Below are 25065 nucleotides of genomic sequence, written 5' to 3'. Positions count from 1 at the left end.
GAACACCTCGCCCACATCGCCGAAGGCATCGAAGACTCCGGCCACACCCGCCAAGAAGCAGCCTCACTCATAACAGCCCGGTAGTTCCACCCAACCAGGGAAGGGCCTGACCATGTTCGCCTCACGCTTGGAAATCATCCCCACCCAGGACATAGTTCCCGCGGTGTTGGAGCGGGTTCCCGCCGGCACCACCATCACCGTGACCTGCCTCCCCCAGCACGGAGTGGAACGCACCATGGACACGGCGTCCGCACTGGCGGGGCATGGCTTCAACGTGGTCCCGCACCTTGCTGCCCGCTCCATTTCTTCGCGCGGGCAGCTCGCCGGTATCTTGCGCGCGTGCGGCACCGCCGGGATCACAGAGCTTTTCGTCATTGGGGGCGACAAAGGACAATCTGGTGGACCCTTCGAATCAAGCGAAGACCTCATGCGCGAGATCGCGCAGTTGAGTGGCAAAAGCATGAAAATGGGCGTTGCCGGATACCCGGAGGGACACCCCAGCATCGCAGACGGCCAGCTCATGGAATCCCTGCGCATCAAACAGGATCTGGCAACCCACATCGTCACGCAAATGTGTTTTTCGCCGTCCACGATTGCTGAGTACATGGCGGTATTGCGCCGTGATGGCGTAAAGCTGCCCGTGTGGGCGGGCGTTGCGGGAGCCGTCCCGCGAACAAAGCTGCTCCGCCTGGCAACGAAGATTGGTGTGGGCAGTTCACTGCGCTTCATTACCGGCAAGGGGGCTTTGGGCATGACCTTGTTGGGCGGCACCAGCTACCAGCCGGAACAGTTCATTGCGGACTTGGCGGACCTGCCAGTACCGCCGGCCGGCATCCACTTGTACACCTTCAACAGCCTAGACTCCCTGCCGGAAGCGGGTGGGCTCGGGCCCATACATGGGACTTCGGACGGCGCTGGCGCAAAGGGAGGAGTGCGCTCTAGCGCCGTCCCTTCCCCCTAGAGCTACTGTGGCTGGCGCGAATCACCCACTCCTGCGACGGCGTCGTACTCCAGCTGACCTCGGCGCGGATCAAATTGGGGACGCTGGGGGCGGGCAAATTCTCCTGCGGAACGCCCACCAAACGGCCGTCCGTGGTCGGCGTATTCCTCCCGGAAGAAGACCAGCCGCCACGGTCCAAGCACCAACCGTGCGCCAGTGCGCAACACTTGCGGGCGCCCTGTGGGGCTGTCTGGCCCGCCGGCGAAGAACACGTACTCGTCATCTTCGCGGTGCACTATGTGTGCTTGCACGGCAGCCAATTCGGGCAAGACGAACGTGGCGTCGCCGTCACTGCCGATGAGGGTGGTTTCCGCCACCAAATTGAACTCGCTGGGCGGGTGCCCGTCCCACGTCTCGCTGTCCCGCACGAATATCAGCCGGGGCCGCCCGCCGCCAAAGGTGTAGTGCGTGGTGGTGGGCTTGAGGCGGAAGCGCCGTTGGAATGTGGGGGCCAACGGCAATGGCGTGCCGGGAGGAATCAGGCTGCCTTGGACGTCGCCTCGAGTTTGTGCCTTGAGCAAGGTTGACCAGGTGTTCGATCTGCCCGGCAAGATATGCGCAGAATTGGTGATCAGCCGGTGAAATGCTGAGACTTCCACGGCCCCCAGGCTGACAATGGTGCCTTCCGGGACGGAAACCGTAACCGTGATTCCGTTCTTCGCCAAGTACCGCGCCACATCCCGAATGGCCGGCAAATTTCTGCGGGAGCCGAGCCGGAACAGGGCCGCGCTGTCGGTGTGTATTTGTATTTCTCGTCCCGCGGCCTTGATGCTGCCATGAACCACTGTGGGTTCGCTGCCGTCCTCAACGGGGAGCTCAACAGAGAATTCCAGATCGATGTCAAAACGCATGGGCCTTCACCTACGGCTTCAGCGCCGGGGCGACGGTGCCTTCATTGTCGCTTGTGGTGACGCGCACGGTGCCGTTGAACTTCCAGGTGGCCCTGGGCGCGTCGGGTCCTATGTCGCGGGGCACTTCAACGCTCATGTCCACAAAGCTGTAGTTGACCTCTGCTCCACGTCCCGTCAGGTACTGCCACAGCTGCTGCCCCAAATCGGACCAGTCGCTGATGGGAACTGAGCGGATATCGTCAGTGCTTGGTTGGTTCTCAGTCATGACGGTACCTTTCAAAGAAGTAGCTGGTTGTGCCCAGTGCACCGCCAGAAGTGCACCATTCACAAGTCAAGGCTGGTTGCCCTTCGTTGGTGCACTTGCTGCAACCCTAGTGATTGCGTCTGCCGAATGATATAGATAGTTCAAAGATCTGAATATATGTTTTACCACTCATTTTGCTGAGGGTGCTTCGGCAAATTTGATCGTCAAATGAACCCGGAAAATGACAGGATGCCCTGTTGGTAAACATTGCCAGAGAGTAGCGTGTCCGGCATGGACTGGAAACTTGAACTGGTATTTGTCCCCGTGTCCGATGTGGACCGCGCCAAGGATTTCTATGTGAACAAGGTTGGCTTCAACGCCGACTACGATGAGCGGCCCGGTGGTGGAATCCGCTTTGTTCAACTAACACCACCCGGCTCGGCCTGTTCCATCTGTATTGGTGAAGGCCTCACGGACGCTGCCCCGGGCACTGCGCCGAACCTGCAAATGGTTGTCAGTGACATCCAAGCCGCCCATGACCAGCTCAATGCCAACGGCGTGGAAGTCAGCGACGTCGATATCCAGGAGTGGGGCCATTTTGTGTACTTCGCCGACCCCGACGGCAACAAGTGGGCCGTCCAGTACCTCCCCAGCAGGCCCAACGGCTAGATCCAACCACGACGCCGTTCGGGGCCTGTCCTGCTAGGGCTGGGATCCGCACAAGCAGCTGTGGTGCTCCGCAGTCGGGCTTTGTGCTTCTTCCCTGGTGGGTACTCCCTTGGCTTCAGGGATTCCCACGGCGAAGGGCCACAGGCCTGTGATTTTCTCGAACTTGTGCTCCATGCGTTTCCCTCACCGATCGCGGCAACAGATTGCCCACTGTGGTGCGGCTGGATGAAACGGCCGCCGGTGTAGTTCGGAGCGGTCGCCAGTTTGGATTGAATTTATGCTTGGAAGCTGCCGATTCCATTGCCGATGAGGATGAAGCCAAAAACCAGCAGCAACAGTCCCGTCATGACCGAGTGGTTGGTGCGCAGCCAGCCCCTGAGCGACGCCAGTGGCACCGCCATTTTCACCGTGCCAAGAGGTAGCCGGCCGCTGGGATGGCAACTGTCACCGAGCACACCACCAAGAAGGCCGCCATGGCCCATAGCTCTTCCGAGACGCTGAGGCTGGCGGCACCGATGGTGACACCGGCGGCCGCCGTAATCATCGGGTTCTTGGGGTTGGCAGCAGACAATGCCAGTCCTGTGACCAAGCTGCGGGAGGGGGCCATCGTCTCGGCGGAGGCCATCCAGCGGGGGAGGGAGCCGGCGGTGGATTGTTTGATGCGTTTGGCAAACTTGCGCCCCGCCAGCAATAGAAGCCCAGCGCCCAAGGCCAGGCACAGAATCCCTGCCAAGGCATTCGGGTCTCCGCTTCCGGAGGCTTCAACGGTGTCCAGCAGGAGGGTGAGCGCTGCGACGATGACCGCGATTCCCGCCACCCAGCCGGGCAGGAACGCCAAACCGTTCGCCTTGGGGCGGGACGATCCCAGTAGCAACACAATCATGGTGATGGGAAACGGGCTCAAGGAAATACCCAGTCACAGCGGGATCAGAGTCCCAATGACCTCATACACGTCTGGCATCTCCTGGTGGCGATGGATGCAACACGCCATCGAAGTTTCGCACGGATGCTCGTACAGTCAAGACAATGCTTGGGTTGCCAAGCGCGAAAAATTGAGGTGGTTGATGTGGCGGTCTTTTCAGGGGCGAACGACGGCGTCCCGAACGCAAATGTGGTGGGACCGTGAAGGTTGCGGCAATCCTGGCGCTGCGCGTATTCGTGGCCATATCCCTTCTCGGGGTGACCGTCTGCAGGGCATCTCACGGCACAGGCCCGAGCCCGGATGCGCACGAATCCTCCAACGCCACAAACGTGAGTTGCACGGGAGTTGGAAGCTACCGGGTTGCCACCTCCGCCGTGGGGCCCACCCCCGGGTTGCCCCAGTCCGCCAAGGGCGCAAGCTTCACGCCCGCCGTCGGTTTAGCCGGAACGGATGTTGGCTCCGCCGTCCCCACCGTCAGTCTGGTGCTGTGGGCCGATGAGCCCAAGCCATCGATCGATGAATCGTTCAAGAGGCTGGCCATGGGGGAGCAGATCACCTTCAGGGGATACTCGCTGACAATCAGCTCCATCTGTGCCGACAGTGCACAGTTCGAGTTGGTTTCACAGCAGGAATAGCTGCTGGCTCCTCGCTGCGCAGGGACGCCGCACAAGTTCGCACGCCGCCACAACGGGTTCCGCACCCTTGACATGCAAGTAAACACTTGCCTGTGGTGAGATTGTGGCTGACGTATTCAAAGCCCTGGCAGATCCCACCCGCCGGATCATCCTGGACCAGCTGACCCTGCGGAACAGGCAGAGCCTGTTTGAGCTCTGCCCCCCGGCTGATCACCAACCACGGGCTCAATTCCTCGCGCCAGTCCGTCTCGCAGCACCTGGACATTTTTGAGGGGGCAGTTTTGGTTCAGGCCAGGCGAGAAGGCCGGTACAAATTCCACTACATCAATACTGCCCCGTTGGACCCCATCATGGGCCGATGGGGCAATCAATCCGGTGGAAGCCCAAGCAGCGGCGCCGCCATAGACGGTGAGGGATCGGCGTGAGAATTAATCTGACCAGCGTGCTCGTTGATGACCAGGAACAGCCGCGGGTCTTTTGCGCCGATACCCTCGGGTTTGTGTTCAAGCATGACATTCCGATGGGCGCCGACCGTTGGCTGACTGTAGTCTCGCCACAGGATCCCCACGGCACGGAGCTGCCACTTAAATTAAACCCAGCGGCCGCCCGATCCAGATTGCACAGTTCGACGGCGGCACCTGGCTTGAGTGCCTAGACGCGGCTGCGCGGTAAAGTGGAGGCGGGTGTTTTTCCCGCCCCGACTCGCTGCAACAAAGGACCACACCCATGAGCTTGATCCGCCTCAATGACGTTTCCGTGCGCTTCGACAAGGTCCAGGTGCTGCGCGAGGCGTTCTTCAAGCTTGAAGCCGGCGACCGGGTGGGGATGATCGGCAAGAACGGCTCCGGCAAGTCCACCCTGCTGAAACTGGTCATGGACCAGGTGGAACCCGATACCGGCACCGTGGCCGTGGAGCTCGGCACCAAGATTGGCTACTTCTCCCAGTTCTCCGAGCTGAACGGGGCCTCCACCATCCTTGAGGTGCTCGAAGAGCTCTTTGCCCACGTCAAGGACATTGAGGCTGAGCTGGCCGGCATCGACTCTGCCATCGCAGCGGACCCGGCCGCCGATGAGCTGGACCGCCTGATCCACCGCCAGTCCGAGCTATTCGATGACATGGACCGGCTGGACGGCTGGGACTACAAGCGAAACATCGACAGGGTGCTGACCACTCTGAGCTTCAGTGAGGCCCACCGAGTCTCAGCCATCGATGATCTCTCCGGCGGCTGGCGCAACCGTGCCGCCTTGGCGAAGATCCTGCTCGAAGCACCCGATGTGCTCCTCCTTGATGAGCCCACCAACTACCTCGACGTGGCAGGTGTGGAATGGCTTGAATCCTGGTTCAAGAACTTCAAGGGTGCGGCGATCATCGTCTCCCACGACAGGAAGTTCCTGGATGCGGTGGTCAACCGCATCATTGAATTGGAGAACTTCCACCTGCACGAGTACCCCGGCAACTTTGCCGAGTACGTTGTGGCCAAGCAATTCCGCCTGAAGACGCTGGAAAGCCAATTCATGCACGAATCCGAGCTGCTGGCCTTTGAAGCTGAAGGCATCTCCGACCGCCGCGAGGCCGCCAAGGCTGCATCCAAGGGATTGGATTCAAAGCTTTCGAAGATCAAGAAGTCCCGTGCACCGCGGCCAGTGGACAAGATCATCACCGAGATTTACGGTGGCCTGCACGTCAAGGACGTCCTCTGCCGGGTGGAATCGCTCACCAAGTCATACGGTGACCGTACCTTGTTCAACGACCTCAGCTTTGAGATCCGCCGCGGCAACAGGATTGTGGTGCTGGGCTCCAACGGCTCCGGCAAGTCGACGCTGCTGCGCGCCCTGACCGGGGAAGAAGCCGCCGATTCCGGCTATGTCACCTGGGCCAAGGGCGGCGGGCTGGTCTCCTACAACCAGCTCCTGGACGAACTGGATCCCGATGACACCGTTACGCACGCCGTCAACGCCATGCCGGACAGCCTTGCCCTGACAGCCACCAAGAAGTCGGTCAACAGGTTCCTCACCATGTTCCAGTTCTCCGAAGCCGATCTCAAGCAAAAGATTGGCAACCTCTCCGGTGGCCAGCGCGCCCGTGTGGCCATGGCCCAGTGCCTGCTGTCCGGCGCCTCGGTCCTGGTGCTCGATGAGCCCACCAACCACCTGGACATGTCCAGCACCCAGGTCATGGAGCGGGCGCTGCTGCACTTCCCCGGCGCCGTGCTGGTGGTCAGCCACGACAGGTTCTTCACCGACAAGATCGCCAACCGCCGCCTGGTGTTCGACGCCGAGAACCCTGGAGTTATCGCCGTCAGTGGCGGCTAGAAAGCCCTCAAAGCGCCCCGCTCCTGAGGCGCCCCGCTCCCAATGCTCCCCTCTCCCAAGGCTTGGGGTCGCCGACAGTTACCGGCCGGAGCGGGCCTTCCTGCCCCGGCGGGGAGCCCGGGGCTTCTTTGAACCGGGCTTTTTGGCTTTGGGCCAGATATCGCGGAGGGCCCGCCAAGCCACAACGGCGGCCGTCATCCAAACGAAGACAGCCAGGGCCATGGTCCCGCCGAAGCTGGCGGCAGGGCCCGGATTCACGGCCAGCCGGGCCGCCTTGGGCATTTGTTCCGCATAGACCACATCGAGCTGCTGGCCTTTGGAATATCCGCGGTTGCTTTGGAGGGTGCGGACTCGAGTTGTGACCCTGGTGCCCTCAACGGTTTCGAAGCTGACGTGCAGCTCATTGCCGCCATATTTACCGCTGCCGAGTTTTGTCACAGTGGACGGGACCTGATGGAGGGCGGTGCCGGGGTCCGCCAGCGCGGCCGCCCGCTCCGACTCGGCAACGGCGCCCTTGAAAACGGCGATTCCACCGAAGACCGCCATGGCCATGAAGAGGACACTGGCAACTGTCCCCACCCGGTTCCAGGGTCTCTTCTTGGCCATGCGGGCGGATCTCCTTGCTGGTGGCGGTTGCGGCCCAACAAGCCTACCGTTTGCCGCCTGTGCCCTCGGCGGGCGCAATGGCAGCTTGGCCGAACTTGCTGCGCTTGGCGGGCCACCACACCCTGTCACCGAGATCGTAACTCAGCGCCGGAACCAGCAGGGTCCGCACAATCACGGTGTCCAGCAGCACACCAAAGGCCACGATGAACGCCAGCTGCGCCAGGAACAGCAGCGGAATGATGCCCAAAGCAGCGAACGTTGCGGCAAGCACCACGCCAGCGGAAGTGATGACTCCGCCGGTCTTGCCCAAACCGCGCAGCACCCCGGCGTGGGTGCCCATGAGCAGTGACTCCTCCCTGACACGGGTCATGAGGAAGATGTTGTAGTCAACGCCCAGCGCCACCAGGAATACAAAGCCAAACAGCGGCACTGTAGCGTCTGCGCCGGGGAAGCCAAACACGTGGTTGAACACCAGCGCCGAGACCCCCATGGTGGCCATGTAGGAGAGCACCACAGTGCCGATCAACAGCAGCGGCGCAACGATGGAGCGCAGCAGGAATATCAAGACGATGAAAATGACAATCAACACCAGCGGCACAATCTTGAACAAGTCGTTTTGAGCCGTGACATTGGTGTCCAGGGCGATCGCCGATACGCCACCCACCAAAACGCTTGCATCCACGGAGGGTAATTGCTCACGGAGTTCCACAACTACCTGCTCCGCGGCTTCAGAATCGGCCTGATCCTTCAAGGTGGCATTGATCAGCACCCGACCCTCTTTGACCACTGGCTGCGCTGCGGGGTCGGGGCGGCCATTGCCCGTGAAGACGCTGGCCTCGGCAATTCCCTGTTGACCTTCGACGGCGGCCAGCACCTGGTCCTTGCTGCCCTGGTCGGCGATGATCACCACGGGGCTGCCGCTGCCGCCGTCGAAGTGTTCGGCCAAGGCGCGCTGTCCGTCCACGGCATTGCTTTGGCCCAGAATGATCTCGGTTTGGGACACCCCGTTGGCCTGCAGCTGCAGAACTCCGGTGCTCGCGGCCAGGAGCAGTACCAAGGTGGCCACCCAGGTCATGCGCGGCTTGCGGGCAATCAGCAGGCCTATGCGGCGCCATAGGCCGCCAATCCCGGCCAATCCCCGTTCAACGTCAGTGGCGGTTGCCTCACCCATCCCGGAGCTGGCCATGGCCCCATGCTTGTGGTCATGCTCCACCTTCGGTTTGAAGGGCCAGAAGGATCCCCGGCCAAAGGTCACCAACAGGGCGGGCAGGCACGTCAGTGCCGCCAAAAGCGAGAACAGAATGCCGATGGCAGCGATGGGGCCCAGGCTCCGGTTGGAGTTCAGCTCTGAGAACAGGAGGCAAAGCATGGCCAGAATGACTGTGGATCCGGAGGCGACAATTGGCTCCCAGGCGCCACGCAGGGCACGTCCCATGGCGGCCCACTTGGAATCTACCTGGTGCAGGGCTTCGCGGAACCGGGCCACCAGCAGCAGCGAGTAGTCGGTGGCGGCGCCGATCACCAGGATGGAAAGAATGCCTTGGCTTTGTCCGCTGAGCTTGATCCAATCCCAGCTGGCCATGTAGTAGATCACCAGAATGGAGGCGCACAGGGCTACCACCGAGGTGAAAAGCACCAAGATTGGCAGTACCACTGAGCGGTACACAACAAGCAAAATGACAAACACCGCCAAGAGCGCCACCAGCAACAGAACCCCGTCAATGCCGCCAAAGGCATTGACCAGATCGGCTGTCAGACCAGCCGGCCCCGTGACGTAGACGCTCATGCCGGCAGGTGCTGAGGAGGCGAGTACGTCCCGCAGTTCGTCAACAACAGTCTTTATTTCACCGGTGTCGGAGATGGGAACCAGAAACTCAACAGCAAGCTTGTCTGCGGAGGGAATGGGGCCGGCAATCGTGCTGGTGGCCGGTGGTGTGGGCTTTTGCACTCCGGCAACCGCACCCAACTTATCCGCAAGGGTTGCGATCTCCCCCAGCTGGGCCGCCGTCAGTGGCTCGTCGCTGGTCAACAACACCACGGCAGGTATCACGTTGCTGTCCACGAACCGCAACTGCCAGTCGCGCGCAACAGTCGATTCTGCATTGGCGGGAAGGAAGCTGGCCTGATCATTGCTTGAGACATCCGAGATTTTGCCGAACGTGGGCCCGCCCAGCCCTGCCATCAAGAACCAGACAACTATCAGAACTGCGGGCAATGTCAGCCGCAGCCAACGTTTGGGCGATCAGTCAAGAGGTTTCATAGGAATCATATTACTTCCACAACAGAGAGATTCCATACTGGAGATATTATTTTAACCCGTGAGTGACAAATGGGGGGATGATTGTTCACATGAAGTCACCCCAGCCCCATACCGAACTATTCACAGTGATGCGCGAGTTCACCCTTGAATCGGATCGCTATGTTGAGCGGGTTGCTTCCTTGCATGGCCTTCACCGCACCGATCTGAATGCCTTGGGCTTTCTGGTTCGTCCCAGCCGCGAAGGCAATACCATGACGCCGGGCAAGTTGGGCGACGCACTCAACCTCAGCTCGCCTGCCACCACCGCCCTGGTGGACAGGCTTGCGCGATCGGGGCATGTGGTCCGCCAGCGCGACCAAGCGGACCGCCGGCAAATCCAGCTCTCCATGACCGAACACGCCAGAAACGTGGGCCGCACCTTGTTCCTACCACTGGCCATGGAGCTTGGCGGCGCGGTGCAAAATTACACACCCGAGGAGTTGGAGCTGGTGGAGCGGTTCCTGCGTGACATGACAGCGGCCACTTCCACAGCCAGGGAAAACCTCAAAGCGCCGGAGGCGCGCGAAGAATCAGGGGCTCCCGCCCAAGCGGCCCACTAGCGCAACAGCACACGGCGGACCACGAGCCTAGGGTTGCCGGAGCGGCCGTGTGCGTTTTCCGGCACGACGCTTGGACCGTGCAACCAGGTCCCAGATCCAAGCCCCAGTCAGCAGGAATGCGGCAGCCAGGATTCCAGCTCCCGTCAGAATTGTGCCCATGGACTTGGCTGGGCCACCCTGCCCATCAGCCAGCCTGGCCGCGGATGGGTACTGGGAAACATAGTCCAGCTCCACTAGCTCGCCGACGTCAAAATTTCTGTTGCCCTGTCTGGTCCACACCATGGTTTCAATGGCTTCGCCGCCCTCGGTGATGAAGCGCACCGGCATCTGCGACCATTCGGTGTCGCCGGCATTGGCCTTCACTGTGCCAGCAGTGCTGACCAAGGTGCTGCCCGCAGCACTGAGGGCTGAGGCGTTGCCTTGTTCGGCCAGGCCCCCGCCTAAGGTGACCACTCCCGCCGTCGTAAGGGCCGCGAGCGCAATGGCTGAGACGCCAGCTACGGCCCATGACCTGAACCGTTGACCCATGTGACGGCCTTTCAAATGCAATTCGGGGGAGCGTGATGATGGAGGCGGAACCCTGCGGGCGTGAAGAAATGTCCGCCCTCAGTATGAGATTGCCGCCAGATCAGCATAACTGCCAGCGAATGTCGCTGGATTTTTCATCACGATGGGTAGGGTGGGATGCATACCAACGTCAGGGAGCTCATGATTCGTCGCGTCACAGTTTTGCTGCTAACTCTCAGTCTCGCCGTCGGGGCAGTGTCCTGTTCGACGCCGGACAACGGCACCTCCACCGCCGACGCGCTGGCCAAGGCCCTCTCCGCCCACACCGTGGGGGACCTCAGCTTTGATAAACCAGCCGCAGACGTCCAAAAGGAATTGACCGAACTTTCCAAGGGCATCGACCCGGTGTGGCCCACGGTCACTGTGGCCGGCGTCGAGGTCAAGGACGACAATGCCCGAGTCTCCCTGAACTACACCTGGAACATCCCGAAGCTGGCGAAGCCCTGGACGTATTCCACCGGGGCCGACATGAAGCGCAATGGCAAGGACTGGACCATCACCTGGACCCCGGAAATGGTGGAGCCCAAGCTGGCTGCCGGTGAACGCCTCAAGCTCACCACCACGTACGGGCAGCGGGCCAGCATCCTCTCCGCCGATGGAATGGCCATTGTGAAGGACCGCCCCGTAAAAATTGTGGGCATCAACAAGGAAGGCCTGAGTGACACACAGGCGGAGGCCTCAGCAACGGCGCTCGCAGCCGTGCTGGGCATCGACGCCGCAGCTTATGTTGCCAAGGTCAAGGCCTACGGCCCGGTGGCGTTTGTGGACGCCATCACCCTGCGCGAGGATGCGTTTGCGGCGCTGAATCAGGACCAGCTCAACGCCGTCAAGGGCATTCTTGTCACGCCTGCCACCTTGCCGCTGGCGCCGTCGCGCACCTTTGCCTCAGCCATCCTGGGCACGGTGCATGAAGCCACGGCCGAGGACATTGAAAAGTCTGAAGGCAAAGTGGTTGCCGGTCAGGTTGTGGGTTCCGGTGGCTTGCAGGCCTCCTTTGATGCGCAACTTTCCGGCACACCGGGCGTTACCGTCAGTGCCATTACGCCAGCCGCTGCCACGCCAACAACTGCCCCCGCGGACGCCGAGAAAGCACCCGCCGCAGAAAGCGCGCCTGCCAAGACGCTCTTCACCGCCGAAGCGACTGACGGCAAGGACGTAAAAACCACTTTGGTGCCGGATCTGCAAAGCGCGGCCGAGGAAGCGCTGGCCAGCGTCAAGACACCTAGTTCCATTGTTGTCATGCGCCCGTCCACGGGTGCCATCATGGCCTCAGCCAACGGCCCCGACAGCAAGGGCTACAACACGGCATTTTTGGGCCAGTACGCTCCCGGCTCAACGTTCAAGATTGCCACCTCGCTGGGACTCTTCCGCCTGGGCATGAACCCCACCTCCAAGGTGCCCTGCACCACGGATTTCATTGCCGACGGCAAGAAGTTCCTCAACGCCCCGGGCTACGCGGCCGAGGCCACGGGTGACATTTCGCTGACAACCGCCGTGGCCCACTCCTGCAACACAGCCTTTGTTTCACAGTTTGACAAGCTCTCACAGGAGAAGTTGGCCGATGCGGCAGGTGCACTGGGCATCGGCATGAGCAATGACCTTGGCCTGGATGCCTACATGGGTGCCGTGCCACGCGATTCTGCCGGAACCGAACATGCGGCGTCCATGATTGGCCAGGGCAAGGTGTTGACTTCGCCCTTGGCCATGGCGGCGATGATGTCTGCCGCGGTCAAGGGCTCGGCGGTGCCGCCGGTGCTGGTTGACGGCCACGATGGCAAGGCCAAGCCCGCAGAAGGTGCGGACCTGACGGCTAAGGAGGCCGGGGACCTGCGCACCATGATGCGCGCAGTGGTCACCGATGGTTACTTGGACATTCTGGCCGATCTGCCCGGCGCCGAGGCCATTGGCAAGACTGGAACCGCCGAATATGGCAATGACGTGCCGCCGCGCACGCACTCCTGGGTTATTGCAGCGCAGGGCGACATTGCCGTGGCCGTTTTTGTTGAGGACGGCGATTTGGGTGCCGTCACCGGCGGCCCGCTCGCCAAGACCATCCTGGCGGCTGCGGCAGGGAAGTAATTCCGCGTTTCTTGATGCTCGACGGCGGGAGGTGGGGGAGAAGGTTTCCCCACCTCCCGCCGCCGGTTTAGGGTAGGTGTGGAACGTCAATTGCGGAACAAAGTTGTTCCGCCCGGGGGTAGAGGATGCACGATGAACAGTTTGGACATTTCCAACATTAGATTTTCCACCACAAAGTTTCGCGAAGGCTACAGCCCGGATGAGGTTGACTCCTTCCTTGAGACCGTCCGTGAAACCCTCCAATTTTGGGAGGGCGGCCGGGCCGGCGGACTAAGCGCCGAATCCGTTGTTAGTGCCCGCTTCACTCCCACCAAGTTCCGCACTGGATACGACCAAGGCCAGGTGGACGATTTCCTTGACGACGTGTCGGCAACCCTGCTCAGCTATGAGTCGGGGAAACTGCCCTGACATTGGGGCGCGGTCACGAACAAGCAGGAGATTCTCACAGCTTGCCTGGTGTTCACTTCCAGGTAGTATCATCGCTGCAGTTCCGCTGTTGAATGCCTGGCTCCTCGGGGCCATCACCTGTTTGAAGGGGCCGTGCCTAGTTGAGTAGTCCTCCCGCCCTGGCCCGACGCCTGGGCACTTTTGATGCTGTTCTCATCGGTCTGGGCTCCATGATCGGGGCTGGTGTTTTTGCGGCGTTCACCCCGGCCGCCCAAGCCGCCGGCTCGGGGCTGCTGATCGGACTCCTCGTTGCCTTGGTGGTGGCCTTCTGCAACGCCACCTCGTCGGCGCAACTGGCCGCCGCCTACCCAAGCTCCGGTGGAACATACCTTTACGGCCGTGTCCGGTTGGGGCCTTGGTCCGGGTACGTGGCCGGGTGGGGTTTTGTCATTGGAAAGACGGCCAGCGCTGCCGCAATGGCCATGACCTTTGCCGCTTATGCGGCGCCCGCCGGGTGGGAACGCCCTGTTGCCATCGCGGCCGTGGTGATTCTCGCCGCCGTGAATTACCACGGGGTGAGCCGCACTGCCGGACTGACACGGATTCTGGTGGTGGCAGTCATCCTGGCGTTAGGCCTGGCCGTGGCCCTCTGTTGGGGCGGATCGGTGCCGGACGCGGGGATGATTGCCGGTGGCGGGTTGCTGGCGCATGGCTGGTACGGGATCCTGCAGTCTGCTGGCCTGTTGTTCTTCGCTTTTGCCGGCTATGCCAGAATCGCCACCATGGGGGAGGAAGTTCGCAACCCCAGGTACACCATCCCGCGGGCCATAGTGATTGCCTTGGCCATCACAGCCGTTGTCTATGCCGTCATCGCGATCACACTGCTTGCCGTGCTTGGGCCCGACGGCGTGGCAGCGACACCCACACCCCTGACCGACGCCGTGGATCAGGGATCCGGCGCATGGGCCACCCCCATGGTGCGAATCGGTGCAGCGGTGGCAGCCCTGGGTGCCCTGTTGGCTCTCATCGCCGGTCTGGGCCGGACAGCCCTGGCCATGGCCCGCGAGCACGACCTGCCGCACTGGCTCTCCGCCATCCATCCCCGCTACAAGGTCCCGCACCGGGCCGAAACGGTGTTGGCAGTGCTTATTTGTGTGGTGATACTGGTGGCTGACCTGCGCGGGGCCATCGGATTTTCCTCCTTTGGCGTTCTTGTTTACTATCTGGTGGCCAATGTTGCTGCGTTCACGCAGCCTTCCGCGGACCGCCGCTACCCCAAGGCCCTGCAAGTCCTCGGTGCCCTGGCGTGCGTGGTCTTGGTGGCCACACTCCCGCCGCTGTCCGTGGGGGTTGGCCTGGCCATGTTTGCCGTGGGAATATGCCTGCGCCTGGGCCGCCTGCATGGGGCCCGTCTAAGGGAAAGCTGACGTTCACAATTCCCTTGGAAAGCCTGAGGGCAACCGCGTGTTGAGCCCGGTCACCGGCTACACACAGGAGCACTGGCTGGCACCGATCCGGTCTCCGGGGCGGGGCGGCCATTCCGGACAACAACTGGGTCATGTTCCAGGTGATGGTCCAGGAGTTCTTCGGTTCCAGCAGCGCCCCGCTCAGCGCTGGGTTCAGGGCATCTGGATGGTTAGTATTTGCGCACTGACCGCTAGCCACAGGGTGCAGGAACAACTCTTTGGATCCATCGTTCGGTCAGGGCGTTCAGCCAGGCGGTGCTGAATCGGGGGAATACACCAGCGGCAAGTGCAACGGCTTTGAAGCAGTGGATGCATCATTGTCGCCGTTCTTGTGTTTCCTTCTCATGAGGTGAGGCTTCCAGCTTGACCGAAAGGACAGGGCAATCGTCTGTGGGCCAGCTGAAAAGTTTGATCCACTTCAGTGTTTAGCCGGCTGGCCCTCCTGCGGTTATTGTCATGATTGTTGGCTCGTAAATGCTTCGCAGACATGACTCATTGGGGGAACTAAACATGGAAAACTTGCTCAAGAAATACAAACAACGAAAGACCCAGGCCTGGTCGGCTCTGGGTGTTGCTGTTCACATGTTGCTCGGAGGCTCCCCGGCTCTCGCTGTGCCGCCTTCCCAGAACACTAATTCCCTTTCCTCTTCTGCACCTGCCACCTTCAATTCCAAAGCAAAAAAATCGAACAACAAGGAATTTGATGCCCAGGTGTCAGAGGCCCTGAAATTCATGCGAGTTGCTGAGGGGCAGGACACCTACTTTGATACGGCTGCCGCCGAAGCGAGCGGGGCCGACGCTGCAACGCTTGAAGTGGGCGCCATAGTTAATACGCTGGCGGCGGCACAAAATAGTGGTCGCGGTGACCAAGTGGCGGCCAAGCTGGGTCTTCCCATTTGGGGCAACTGGTGCGGCCCTGGTCACGGCGGCGGAGCGGCAGTAGATGTGCTGGATTCGATTTGTCGCACACACGACAAGTGCTACGGATCCCGTGGGTACTTTGCGTGTTCCTGCGACCGCGCCATCATCAGCGACATCAACAGGAATGTTAACAGGATGAAGACACAGGAACGCGTCACTGCTGCCGCAGTGAGCGTCTACTTCACCTATTGCATGTGCAATCCATTCAAGTAAGGACGATGCCCCAAAACCATGACGAGTACTAATCAGCCAACGGGTTCAACGAACCCCACAGGAAAGCCAATTGTTACCTGGGTGTTTATGGCTCTGGCATTGGTAGTCGTCCTGTTTATGCCCGACTGGACTGGATCCGGTAGCAACAGGCCCCTCTGGCTATTCTTGGTGCCTATTGCGCTAGGAATAGCGGGGGCAGCCTTTGCCCTGCGAAGCCGGCATCTCTGGTGGACCCTAATCTCCGCACTATGGGGCTTCGCCTTGATCCAGGGTCTTGTCCTCGTAGTTACGCTGACCAGCGGACCCTAGGCTGTCGTGGCGGGTGGTACTCGGTGCGGGGCTATTCCGGCACGATGTCCCGGGTGCGGAAACGCCAGATACCCAGCGCAGCGAGCACCACTGCAATCACCGTCAGATCCACTGTTGGAAGCAGCGCGAAGTCCTCGATGGGCATTCGCGGCACGGCGCCAAACGGAGTTGCCTTGATGGCGGACTCGGACAGGGAAAACAACGGCCCAAACATGGCAATCAGGGCAGACAGCCCATAGACAGCCCAGGCCAGGCTGACGCTGAGGCGGGGCAGGAATCCGTGCAGGAACAGCATGACACCCGTCATGAGAAGCGCCGCCGGCCAATACCCAAGAGATGCGGCAGCCATGTCTCTGCCCGTGGCCGCACCGTTGGAGGAAGCCCCCGTGAGGAACCCCCCAATGAGCAGCATCAGTGCTGAGCCCACTGCGGCGACGAGCAGCTGGGCAAGCAGCCACTTGGAGCGGGAGAGCGCACCGGCAAGCTGGCACTCCAGTCGACCGTTGGCTTCCTCGCCGCGTGCGCCTGCCAGACACTGCACCGCAAAGGCGCCCGCCAGTAGCCCGTTGAACATGACGAAGAGGCTCATGACGCCGTCGAGCACGCTTGCCGAATTGCCCATGAACGCTTTGGCGAACGGATTTGTCGGATCCAATGCCGTGGTCATTGCCTTGGCCACGCCACCAAAAAACGCCCCTGCCACAATGGCGCCCAGCAACCAGCCGATCAAGCTGCCGCGCTCCAAACGCAACACCAAGCCCACGGGGCTGGCCAGAAACGCCGAACCCCGTGACGGGCCCGGCCGCTCGGCAAGCAGGCCCATACCCAGATCACGGGTGGTCTCGATGCGCAAGGCCAGGGCGCAGCCCAGAAGAGTCAGGGCCACCAGCGCCAGCAGCGGCCACCAGGTGTCCTGACCGAAGGGGCGCATGTCTTGCGCCCAGCCAATGGGGGAGAACCAGCTCAGCGGACTGACCTCCGTTCCGTGGGTCTGCAGATCAGCTCCCGCGCGGATGAAGTAAAACAGCGCCAGCACGGCAACGCCCAAGGAATTGGCCCCTCGGCTGGTTGTGCTCAACTGCCCGCAGAGTGCTGCGACGGCCACAAAGGCCAGACCCGTGCCCGCGATGGAGGCGCCCATGACCCACGAGCCGGCCACAGGCAGGCTGACGGACAGGCACAGCAGCGAGACCAGCAAACCCACCAGCACGCTCAAGCCGCCAGCCACAACATAATTGGCCATGCTATACGCGTGGCGGCCCAGGGCGGAGGAACGCAGCAGCTCGGTGCGGCCGGCCTCCTCATCGGCCCGGCCGTTGCGGGTCACCAGGAAGATCGAGGCAAAGCCCAGGGCTACGGCAAGCGTCATCCAGATCTTGATGACCAGGATGCCACCCAGGGAGCCCGCAGCATAGGGCAGGCCCGTCATGGCTGCAACTGCGGGCGTGTTGGCCACTTGGGCGTATGCGTCCCGGGCAGCCTGGGTAGGGAAAGCCTGCTGCTGGGAGTCGTACACCACCGGGATCATGACGGCCAGGACTGCTGCCCACACGAGCAGCCGCAACCAGTTCCGGCGCAGGATAAAGCGCACGCACAACAAGAAGCCAGTCATGGTGTCCCACCGGGCGGACGGACGCGTCGCGCCATGTGTGCCGGGCGTTCCCGTGTTCATCGGGCACCTGCCACTTGCGTGGTGGTGAGCTGCGCCCTGCCCGCGCCGCCGTAGTGGCGCAGGAAAAGGTCTTCCAAGGACGGCGGGCTGGAGACAAGCGTGCGCGGCGAGTAGGTGGAAATCGTTTTCAGGACTCCGCCCAGCTCCTCCTCACCCACGGTAAATGTTGCCTTGAATCCGTCCGTGACGAGGTCGTTGACACCGGCTACCGTGGCCAGCACAGCGGCATCCCTATCAAGGACCACCGAAACCACTGTGCGGTGCAGGTGCCGGAGGTCATCGAGCCGGCCAGCCTCAACAGTTTGGCCTTCGCGGATGATGGTCACGGTGTCACACAGCTTTTCCACTTCGGCAAAGATGTGGCTTGAGAGCAGCACGCTGCGGCCCTCCGCCTTCACTTTACGGATGCACTCCGTGAAAACTTGCTCCATGAGGGGATCCAAGCCGGAGGTTGGCTCATCCAGGATCAACAGCTCGGCGTCTGAGGCCAAACCGGCCACCAGCGCCACCTTTTGACGGTTGCCCTTTGAGTAGCTTCGGGCCTTCTTACTGGGGTCGAGCCCGAACCGTTCAAGCAGTTCATCGCGTTTGGCATAGTCAACCCCGCCACGCAAACGCGCGAGTATGTCAATGGCTTGCCCACCTGTGAGGTTGGGCCACAGGCTCACTTCCCCCGGGACATAGGCGATCCGCCGGTGCAGCTCCACGGCGTCGCGCCAGGGATCGCCGCCCAGCAAGGTGGCAGTCCCGCCGTCGGACTTCAAGAGACCCAGCAGGATGCGGATGGTGGTGGACTTGCCTGATCCATTGGGACCCAGGAAGCCGCCAACGCTGCCTTGGGCAAGCTGCAAGTTCAGTCCTGCCAAAGCTGCGGTCTTGCCAAAATGTTTGTGCAGGTCTGTGACCTCGATGGCCAGATTGCTTGAGGACATGATGTTTCCTTAGCGTGGTGCAGATTCTCCCGCGAGACCCACGGGTGGGTGATTGGCGGCTGCAACGTAGTTGAGGTACTCGTCCAGATAGCTGCGCTCGGTGAACAGGCCCTCGGTATACAGCTCAAGAGTCGGCAGCATGGTGTCGGCGTAGAAGGCCTCCATGACGGCCTGAAAATCATCCAGCGCAGTGCCGGGGTGCATGGCCAGTCGGACCACCAGGGCGCCAATTGATTGGTAGGTCAGGAAACGCACGCGGGCTGCCTCGTCGCGGCTGGGCACCACCATGCCGCGCTCCACAGCAGCGCGGGTAAATACCAGCGCCTCGTCGATCATGTGTTCAATGAACTCGCGGCCGGCAGCCCCGCCTTCGCGGACACTGCGCAAAATGTACACCAGCAGGATGCCGCCTTCCCGGGACGCAGGGAACTGTGCGAACAACTGCTGGGGATCGGTTTTGATGCTCTCCGACTTCAGCGTGCTGTAGCGTTTGAGGACTGTGGCGTCGCACTCGGCGCGTAGCTGCTCCTTGGAACCGAAGTGGTGCCTGACCAGTCCGGCGCTGACTCCCGCGCGTGCGGCAATGGCCCGCAGCGATTCTTCAAACCCCTGCGCCGCAAAGCACTCAATGGCCGCATCCCGCAACCTCGCCCGAGCAGTTAAATCCTCATGAGCTGCACTCATGAACAGGATGCTACTCGCATGTATAGCAGGCGGCAAGAGCTCGTGCTGGCATTGCCTATGCGCGTTGCCAGCCGCTTCGCTTGCGCAGGAATGACAGTGGCGCAGTGCCAGCACCCCCGTTGGCGCATAGCCGAAGTGGACTTGGGTCATGCCCACGCCGGGGTGCTGGCGTTGCGCATTATGCGACGCTGAAGGTCCGGGCAGAGGCCACGACAAGTCACACAGGAATGATTTCGCGAGCATCCTGAGATGTTGCACAACTGAGGCAATTTTCAGTGACTGTCCGGTTTGGCCCACAAGCACGAGGCTAAGGTGCCAGTGGGGACTAGGCTGTCCCCATGGAAACAGATGCACCACTTGCACCGTTGGAGGATGCCTGCACCATTGTGCTGCTGCGCGACGGCCCTGCGGGTCTTGAGGCGCTGATGCTTGAGCGGCCGAACCACAGTAGGACCTTTGGCGGTGCCTGGGTTTTCCCAGGTGGGAAGGTGGACCCGGCGGACCGTGTGGATTCTGCTGGCGGCAGGCTCGATGTTTTTGCAGCCGCCCAAGTGGCGGGCCTTCGAGAATTGGCCGAGGAAACCGGGCAGCACCTTTCCCTCAACGATTTGGTGTGGCTGTCCCAGTGGACACCCATGCAACACCTTCCGCGGCGTTTTAGGACCTGGTTCATGCTGGCAGCTGCGGCGTCGGACAGGGTAATTTTGAATCGTGAAGAGCACGATCGGTACTCGTGGATGTCACCGGCGGAGGCACTGCGCGAGCACTCGGCCCAGGAGATGACGCTGGTGCCGCCCACCTGGGTCACCTTGCATCATCTGGCCCGGATGGAATCCGTGGCTCAGGCGCTGGAACAAGGCAGGAGCACAGCGCCGTTCATCTACGAGACTCAACTGTTGATTCCCGAACCGTGGATCCGGCCCACAGGTCATGGACCGGCGGGTCTTCTATGGGCGGGAGATGAGGCCTACCCTGGGGCTAGGGATCCGGCCGGTGCAAGGCACAGGCTCACCATGACCGGGTTGCCTTGGGTTTTTGAACGTACAGTTTGAGTACCAACCGCCGTCAGAAAGCAGGAGCCGTCATGTCCACCAGGAAGCACTGGAAAGACCTTAGCAAGCCGGCCAAGGCCGCCATCATGCTGGGCACCGTGGTTCAAATTGCCCTGCAGCTAGCGGCCCTGCGAGACCTTGCCAAAAGAACCCCGGCGCAAGTCAACGGAGCCAAGGGGAAGTGGGTGGCGGCGTCGTTCCTTAATTTCGTTGGACCCATTGCCTACTTCCTCAAGGGCCGCAAAAACTAGGGTTCAACGGTGCGGGGCACAAGGCGGACCTTGGCCCCGGGCGTGGTTGGGGCTGGCCTTGTCAGAGCAGGCCCAATTCAGCAACGGCGCTTCGTTCTGACTCGAGCTCAGCCACCGAGGCGTCGATGCGGGCACGGGAGAACTCGCTGATCTCAAGATTGGGCACAATGCTGTAGTCGCCGTTGGCGGTGGTGACGGGGAAGGAACTGACCAGGCCTTCGGGCACACCGTAGGAACCGTCTGAAGGCACAGCCATGGAAGTCCAGTCGCCGTCGGAAGTGCCCTGAACCCATGAACGCATGTGCTCCAGGGCCGCGTTGGCTGCGGACGCGGCGGAGGAGCCGCCGCGCACAGAGATGATCTCAGCCCCGCGTTTTGCCACCCGGGGTATGTACTCATCTGCCAACCATTGCTGGTCCACCAGCTCAATGGCAGGGCGGCCAGCCACTGTGGCATGGCTAATGTCCGGGTACTGGGTGGCGGAATGGTTGCCCCAGATGGTCAGCCTCTTGATCTCGCTCACCGGGGTGCCGGTCTTGGCGGAAAGCTGGGCCAAGGCCCGGTCATGATCCAAGCGGGTCAGGGCTGTGAAGCGTGAAGCGGGGATGTCCTTCGCGTGGGACGCTGCAATCAAGGCGTTCGTATTGGCGGGATTGCCCACCACCACCACTTTGAGATCATCCGCGGCACCGGCGTTAAGGGCCTTGCCCTGCACCGAGAAGATGCCGCCGTTGGCACTGAGCAGATCTGCCCTCTCCATGCCCGGGCCGCGCGGCCGCGAACCCACCAGCATGGCAATGTTGGCGCCGTCGAACGCCTTGAAAGGGTCATCAAACACTTCCAGGCCAGTCACCAGTGGGAACGCACAGTCCATGAGTTCCAAGACGGTGCCCTCTGCCGCCTGGGCAGCCTGTGGGATTTCCAGAAGATTCAACTTCACCGGAACGTCGGGGCCGAGCATGGCGCCGGAGGCAATCCGGAACAGCAGCGCGTAGCCGATCTGACCTGCGGCGCCGGTGACAGTAATTGTGACGGGCGCGGAAGCATGTGCGTTCATGGGGAAAGTCTAACCACACCCCAGAGAGGTAGCGTGAACATCAGCTTGCAGCGGCACCATTCGTCTATCCTAAATATGGATGTGACGGCCCTCAACCCAACAGCATAGGAGCCGGCAAGAATGCCACAGTGGCTAGTGTTCGCCGTGATTGCAGTTGTGTGGGCCGCGGCCGTCATCGTCATCATCGTTTTCATGATGGGTGCCTCGCGGATCAGGCGTAAGCAACTCGCGAATGAAAAAATCACCAAAGAAACGTCCTTGGCCAACAAAGACAGCTGAGGACCCGCGGCCGCACTGTGAATTCAGCGGTCCACGAATACATACCAATGAGCGCCCAGCGGCCAACGCCGTTAATACAATTCAATGCACAAGGGGACTGCATGTCCGAGTCTAATTTTTCAACCACCAGCCGTACCACGAGCACCTTGGGGCAGCGAGCCAGGGCATTGCCGGCATTGTTGGCCCGGGCCCCGTGGTGGCTGAGCCTGGTGGTGGGGGCACTGTGTGTGTGGCTTGGAATCACGCTGGCCAGCAAGCCGCTGTCCTCACTGGGCGCCCTGACATTCTATCTGGGCGCAAGTTTCATCATCTCCGGTGTGGCTGATCTGATCGAGCTCGACGAGTCCGACTCCGTTCGCATGATCCTGGGCTGGGGATGGATAGTTGCAGGTGCGGTGATGCTTGTGTGGACAGGCGGAACCATGGCGGTACTGCCGGCATTCGTGGCCATCTCCCTCATAGTCTCTGGTTTGATCCGTGGAATCGATGGCATTCGGGGGGTGGGCAGGCCTGCCGATGAACGCCTCGCGGCCACGATCTTTGCCCTCGCCGACCTCATTTTGGGAGTCGTGGCGCTGGCCTGGCCGGACGTGACGCTCTTGATTGTGGCCGTCCTGTTCGGGGTGCGGACCCTTGTGTTTGGTTTGGGCCGGATCTGGAATACACTCACCCAGCTGTGGCGCGGACGCCGCCGCTCCACGGCACCAGCACCACTCAACACCCTGCAGCGTTGGCTGCGTGTCACCGGCGCTGTGCTGTCCTTGGCGCTCGCCGTGGCGGCAGCGGGCCTTGGTGCGCAGTTGCGTGACGGAGCCCCACAACTCTCAGCCTTCTACGACGCCCCCGAAACAGTGCCCTCGCAGCCCGGCGTGCTGCTGAAAAGCGAGGCATTTACGACGGCGGTCCCGGCCAATGCGAAGGCGTGGCGGATCCTCTACACCACCACCCGGGACGACAAAACCCCTGCCGTCGCCAGCGCCGTGATCCTGACATCGACGAAACCCGCCAGCGGCCCCCGGCCAGTTGTTGCGTGGGCGCACGGAACCACAGGCTATGCGCCGGCGTGTGCGCCGTCGAACCTGCCGGAGCCATTCTCCTCGGGGGCCATGCCCGCCCTCGATGAGATTGTGGACAATGGCTGGGTGGTGGTAACCACCGACTACGCCGGGTTGGGCACTCAGGGGCCGCAGCCATACCTGATCGGGCAGGGTGAAGCCAGGTCCGTTCTCGATTCGGTGCGGGCCGCCAAGGCCCTAGACACTCAACAGGCCGATCTGGAGATGGTGCCGGAAACCATTGTGTGGGGCCACTCTCAAGGAGGCCAGGCCGCGTTGTGGACTGGCGGCCTGGCATCCACGTACGCGCCGGAGCTGGCCATCACCGGGGTGGCCGCGATGGCCCCGGCCAGCGACGCCATCGGTTTGGTGAAAAACATGCCGAACCTTGCTGGCGGCAGCCTGTTTGCCTCCTATGTTGCGGCCGCGTATGCCGACACCTACCCTGATGTGTCCTTCAATGACTACATCACGCCCGTGGCCAGGACTTTTGTGCGGGAGATGTCCGCCCGCTGCTTGTCCGAGCCGGGTGTTTTGGTGTCGCTGATCAACGCCATTGCCATTGACAAGGACAAGACTGTTTTCAGCAAGGACCCCACAACAGGTGCCATGGGGGACCGGTTGCGCCAGAACACGCCCGTGCTGCCCATTCCGTTCCCGCTCTTTATAGCCCAGGGCGAGACCGACACCTTGGTGGTCCCGTCAGTCCAGGACGCCTATGTGGCAGGGCGTTGCGCCGAAGGTCAGGAGCTGACGTACAAGAAGTACGCGGGCAAGGACCACATGGGCGTTGTCTCGCCGGACTCGCCACTGATTGCAGAGCTGCTGGCGTGGACACAGGATCGGATCGCAGGGAAGCCGGCAACCGGGAACTGCAACGATCTGCCGTAACCTGTTTGATCCCCGCCAATGAAAAGGTGCCCTCCGCCGTGATGGCGAAGGGCACCTTTCACTGTTGACTTACGACGTCGTTTGGCTCACTAGTGTGCCGAGCGGCGGCTGCGACGGGCTAACAAAGTGCCCGCGCCAGCCATGACCAGCAACAACCCACCCATTGCCAAAGCCAAAGCCACGGACGTTGATCCTGTGCTGGCAAGGTCCCCAGCAGTACTGGTGGCCGTGGTGGCCGGTGCATTGCTAGCGGGTGTCTTGGTGGTGGACGGGCTGGGACTGGGTTTGTCTGCCGCGCTCACCTGCACCAGAAGTGATGCGGTCTTGCTGCCTGCACTGGCCACAATGGTGTGCGCGCCTGCCTCAGTGGATGCCGGGATTGTGACGGTTGTTGTCACGGTGCCGTCGTCCTTGGTGGTGACAGTTCCCAGAAGTACAGGAGTGGAGTGCAGCACCAGCGAAACGTCGCTGTTGGCTGGGAAGCCGGACATGGTGAGCTCAAACTTCTTACCAGCCTGAATGCTTGGTACCTCGGTGGAAGTACCAGGCCCATTCACTGCTGGTGCCGCGGCTACGTCAACCTGAATGGTTGCCGTCTTGGTGCCGTCCGTCACCACCAAGTCCACTGTTCCTGCAGGGGTGTTGCGGGGAACCTTCACAGTGGCTGTTCCCACTCCAATGGAGTCGGTCGTGATCGTTGCCAGCACCACGCCGCCCAAAGAAACCGTTACTTCCGTGTCGGCAGGGAAATGCTCCACTGAGACCTTGAGGTCGTCGCCGGCTTGAGTATCCTCACTGGGCAACGTGACTGCTGGTGACGATGTGACTATCAGTGTGGTGGTGGCTGTTTTGGTTCCTGCGGTTGCTGTGATGCTCAGGTTCCCTGGTGTGGTGCCAGCGGCGATGGTGAATGCCTTGGTTCCTGTGCCGTCGGCTGCTGTGGTGATCGAGCCGAGCACTGTGGTGCCGAGCTTGATTTCCACGGCGGTGGTGGCGGGGTAGTTGGCCAGGTTCACCGTGACGGGGCTGCCTGCCTGGACCGTGCCGGCTGTGGTGGTGACGGCGGGTGCCGGTGTGACTGTCAGCGGGGTGCTGGCAGTTTTGGTTCCTGCGGTTGCTGTGATGCTCAGGTTCCCTGGTGTGGTGCCAGC

The 25065-nt window shown here is 61.6% G+C and carries 26 protein-coding genes; 14 read left to right on the top strand and 12 right to left on the bottom strand.

Translation table 11 applies throughout. The annotated features are described in order from the left end of the window. Nucleotides 1-112: 112 nt before the first annotated feature. A complete protein-coding gene (locus tag CVS27_RS17980; protein ID WP_103467226.1) occupies nucleotides 113-961 on the top strand; it encodes a methylenetetrahydrofolate reductase in 849 nt (282 codons plus the stop codon). 2 nt (nucleotides 962-963) lie between these two features. Here the strand turns inward: CVS27_RS17980 and CVS27_RS17975 are convergent, their stop codons facing one another. Together CVS27_RS17975 and CVS27_RS17970 are read right to left on the bottom strand one after the other, a co-directional pair. Then, nucleotides 964-1851, bottom strand: coding sequence for an FHA domain-containing protein (locus CVS27_RS17975; protein ID WP_103467225.1), 888 nt, complete (start codon nucleotides 1849-1851; stop codon nucleotides 964-966). 10 nt (nucleotides 1852-1861) lie between these two features. Next, nucleotides 1862-2116, bottom strand: a complete 255-nt coding sequence (locus tag CVS27_RS17970) for a hypothetical protein (protein WP_103467224.1) — start codon at nucleotides 2114-2116, stop codon at nucleotides 1862-1864. Nucleotides 2117-2386: 270 nt separating this feature from the next. Between CVS27_RS17970 and CVS27_RS17965 the strand changes: the two genes are divergently transcribed. Further along, a complete protein-coding gene (locus CVS27_RS17965; RefSeq protein ID WP_103467231.1) occupies nucleotides 2387-2764 on the top strand; it encodes a VOC family protein in 378 nt (125 codons plus the stop codon). Nucleotides 2765-3039: 275 nt separating this feature from the next. On the opposite strand, the gene CVS27_RS21510 is transcribed toward CVS27_RS17965, so the two are convergent. Both CVS27_RS21510 and CVS27_RS17960 read right to left on the bottom strand, forming a co-directional pair. Continuing rightward, the gene (locus CVS27_RS21510; protein WP_279325127.1) at nucleotides 3040-3165 is read right to left on the bottom strand and encodes a hypothetical protein; all 126 of its coding nucleotides are present in this window, start codon (nucleotides 3163-3165) and stop codon (nucleotides 3040-3042) included. Between the two features lie 2 nt (nucleotides 3166-3167). Beyond that, on the bottom strand, nucleotides 3168-3668 hold the full coding sequence (locus CVS27_RS17960; protein ID WP_133162984.1) for a GAP family protein: 501 nt from the start codon (nucleotides 3666-3668) through the stop codon (nucleotides 3168-3170). A gap of 218 nt (nucleotides 3669-3886) precedes the next feature. Between CVS27_RS17960 and CVS27_RS17955 the strand changes: the two genes are divergently transcribed. The 3 genes from CVS27_RS17955 to CVS27_RS17940 all read left to right on the top strand — a co-directional run bounded on the left by CVS27_RS17955 (nucleotide 3887) and on the right by CVS27_RS17940 (nucleotide 6634). Continuing rightward, nucleotides 3887-4321, top strand: a complete 435-nt coding sequence (locus tag CVS27_RS17955) for a hypothetical protein (protein ID WP_103467222.1) — start codon at nucleotides 3887-3889, stop codon at nucleotides 4319-4321. Nucleotides 4322-4509: 188 nt separating this feature from the next. Further along, nucleotides 4510-4746: an ArsR/SmtB family transcription factor gene (locus CVS27_RS21385; RefSeq protein ID WP_243400264.1), complete on the top strand. Its 237-nt coding sequence runs from the start codon at nucleotides 4510-4512 to the stop codon at nucleotides 4744-4746. 301 nt (nucleotides 4747-5047) lie between these two features. Next, entirely contained in the window at nucleotides 5048-6634 is a 1587-nt protein-coding gene (locus CVS27_RS17940; protein WP_103467221.1) for an ABC-F family ATP-binding cassette domain-containing protein, read from the top strand. Nucleotides 6635-6712: 78 nt separating this feature from the next. Here CVS27_RS17940 and CVS27_RS17935 read toward each other — a convergent pair whose 3' ends face one another. Together CVS27_RS17935 and CVS27_RS17930 are read right to left on the bottom strand one after the other, a co-directional pair. After that, on the bottom strand, nucleotides 6713-7240 hold the full coding sequence (locus CVS27_RS17935) for a hypothetical protein (RefSeq protein WP_103467220.1): 528 nt from the start codon (nucleotides 7238-7240) through the stop codon (nucleotides 6713-6715). Between the two features lie 43 nt (nucleotides 7241-7283). Then, nucleotides 7284-9422 carry an MMPL family transporter gene (locus tag CVS27_RS17930; protein ID WP_103467230.1) on the bottom strand — a complete coding sequence of 713 codons (2139 nt, stop codon included), beginning with the start codon at nucleotides 9420-9422 and terminating at the stop codon, nucleotides 7284-7286. Nucleotides 9423-9589: 167 nt separating this feature from the next. Between CVS27_RS17930 and CVS27_RS17925 the strand changes: the two genes are divergently transcribed. Beyond that, complete coding sequence (locus CVS27_RS17925; RefSeq protein WP_243399969.1) at nucleotides 9590-10099, top strand: MarR family winged helix-turn-helix transcriptional regulator; 510 nt, start codon at nucleotides 9590-9592, stop codon at nucleotides 10097-10099. Between the two features lie 27 nt (nucleotides 10100-10126). On the opposite strand, the gene CVS27_RS17920 is transcribed toward CVS27_RS17925, so the two are convergent. Beyond that, a complete protein-coding gene (locus tag CVS27_RS17920; RefSeq protein ID WP_103467218.1) occupies nucleotides 10127-10627 on the bottom strand; it encodes a DUF3592 domain-containing protein in 501 nt (166 codons plus the stop codon). A 156-nt stretch (nucleotides 10628-10783) separates the two neighbouring features. Here CVS27_RS17920 and CVS27_RS17915 point away from each other — a divergent pair, with 156 nt between their 5' ends. The 4 genes from CVS27_RS17915 to CVS27_RS17900 all read left to right on the top strand — a co-directional run bounded on the left by CVS27_RS17915 (nucleotide 10784) and on the right by CVS27_RS17900 (nucleotide 15732). Next, nucleotides 10784-12745 carry a penicillin-binding transpeptidase domain-containing protein gene (locus CVS27_RS17915; RefSeq protein WP_103467217.1) on the top strand — a complete coding sequence of 654 codons (1962 nt, stop codon included), beginning with the start codon at nucleotides 10784-10786 and terminating at the stop codon, nucleotides 12743-12745. A gap of 132 nt (nucleotides 12746-12877) precedes the next feature. Further along, on the top strand, nucleotides 12878-13153 hold the full coding sequence (locus tag CVS27_RS21575) for a DivIVA domain-containing protein (RefSeq protein WP_103467216.1): 276 nt from the start codon (nucleotides 12878-12880) through the stop codon (nucleotides 13151-13153). 140 nt (nucleotides 13154-13293) lie between these two features. Beyond that, complete coding sequence (locus tag CVS27_RS17905; protein ID WP_103467215.1) at nucleotides 13294-14559, top strand: APC family permease; 1266 nt, start codon at nucleotides 13294-13296, stop codon at nucleotides 14557-14559. A 549-nt stretch (nucleotides 14560-15108) separates the two neighbouring features. Then, the gene (locus tag CVS27_RS17900) at nucleotides 15109-15732 is read left to right on the top strand and encodes a phospholipase A2 family protein (RefSeq protein ID WP_103467214.1); all 624 of its coding nucleotides are present in this window, start codon (nucleotides 15109-15111) and stop codon (nucleotides 15730-15732) included. Between the two features lie 340 nt (nucleotides 15733-16072). Here the strand turns inward: CVS27_RS17900 and CVS27_RS17890 are convergent, their stop codons facing one another. The 3 genes from CVS27_RS17890 to CVS27_RS17880 are packed head-to-tail and all read right to left on the bottom strand — an operon-like array spanning nucleotide 16073 to nucleotide 19329. Continuing rightward, nucleotides 16073-17653, bottom strand: coding sequence for an ABC transporter permease (locus tag CVS27_RS17890; protein WP_133162983.1), 1581 nt, complete (start codon nucleotides 17651-17653; stop codon nucleotides 16073-16075). A gap of 56 nt (nucleotides 17654-17709) precedes the next feature. Further along, entirely contained in the window at nucleotides 17710-18645 is a 936-nt protein-coding gene (locus tag CVS27_RS17885; RefSeq protein ID WP_103467211.1) for an ABC transporter ATP-binding protein, read from the bottom strand. A 9-nt stretch (nucleotides 18646-18654) separates the two neighbouring features. Next, the gene (locus CVS27_RS17880; RefSeq protein ID WP_103467210.1) at nucleotides 18655-19329 is read right to left on the bottom strand and encodes a TetR/AcrR family transcriptional regulator; all 675 of its coding nucleotides are present in this window, start codon (nucleotides 19327-19329) and stop codon (nucleotides 18655-18657) included. A 338-nt stretch (nucleotides 19330-19667) separates the two neighbouring features. On the opposite strand from CVS27_RS17880, the gene CVS27_RS17875 reads away from it, so the two are divergent. Further along, nucleotides 19668-20381 (top strand): NUDIX hydrolase, encoded by a 714-nt coding sequence (locus tag CVS27_RS17875; RefSeq protein WP_103467209.1) that lies wholly within the window; start codon nucleotides 19668-19670, stop codon nucleotides 20379-20381. A gap of 32 nt (nucleotides 20382-20413) precedes the next feature. After that, nucleotides 20414-20632: a PLDc N-terminal domain-containing protein gene (locus CVS27_RS17870; protein WP_103467208.1), complete on the top strand. Its 219-nt coding sequence runs from the start codon at nucleotides 20414-20416 to the stop codon at nucleotides 20630-20632. 61 nt (nucleotides 20633-20693) lie between these two features. Here CVS27_RS17870 and CVS27_RS17865 read toward each other — a convergent pair whose 3' ends face one another. Then, nucleotides 20694-21689, bottom strand: a complete 996-nt coding sequence (locus tag CVS27_RS17865) for a malate dehydrogenase (RefSeq protein WP_103467207.1) — start codon at nucleotides 21687-21689, stop codon at nucleotides 20694-20696. A gap of 120 nt (nucleotides 21690-21809) precedes the next feature. Between CVS27_RS17865 and CVS27_RS20935 the strand changes: the two genes are divergently transcribed. Both CVS27_RS20935 and CVS27_RS17860 read left to right on the top strand, forming a co-directional pair. Next, a complete protein-coding gene (locus CVS27_RS20935; protein WP_165788202.1) occupies nucleotides 21810-21968 on the top strand; it encodes a hypothetical protein in 159 nt (52 codons plus the stop codon). A 101-nt stretch (nucleotides 21969-22069) separates the two neighbouring features. Next, the gene (locus CVS27_RS17860; protein ID WP_103467206.1) at nucleotides 22070-23914 is read left to right on the top strand and encodes a lipase family protein; all 1845 of its coding nucleotides are present in this window, start codon (nucleotides 22070-22072) and stop codon (nucleotides 23912-23914) included. Between the two features lie 89 nt (nucleotides 23915-24003). On the opposite strand, the gene CVS27_RS17855 is transcribed toward CVS27_RS17860, so the two are convergent. Next, the coding region (locus tag CVS27_RS17855; RefSeq protein ID WP_165788346.1) for an LPXTG cell wall anchor domain-containing protein at nucleotides 24004-25065 on the bottom strand (1062 nt) is incomplete at its 5' end.

Origin of the sequence: Arthrobacter glacialis (assembly GCF_002909445.1) — a bacterium.
Taxonomy (GTDB): Bacteria; Actinomycetota; Actinomycetes; order Actinomycetales; family Micrococcaceae; genus Specibacter; species Specibacter glacialis.
Note: the sequence above shows the minus strand (reverse complement) of the source record. Positions and strands in the feature narration are given on the sequence as shown.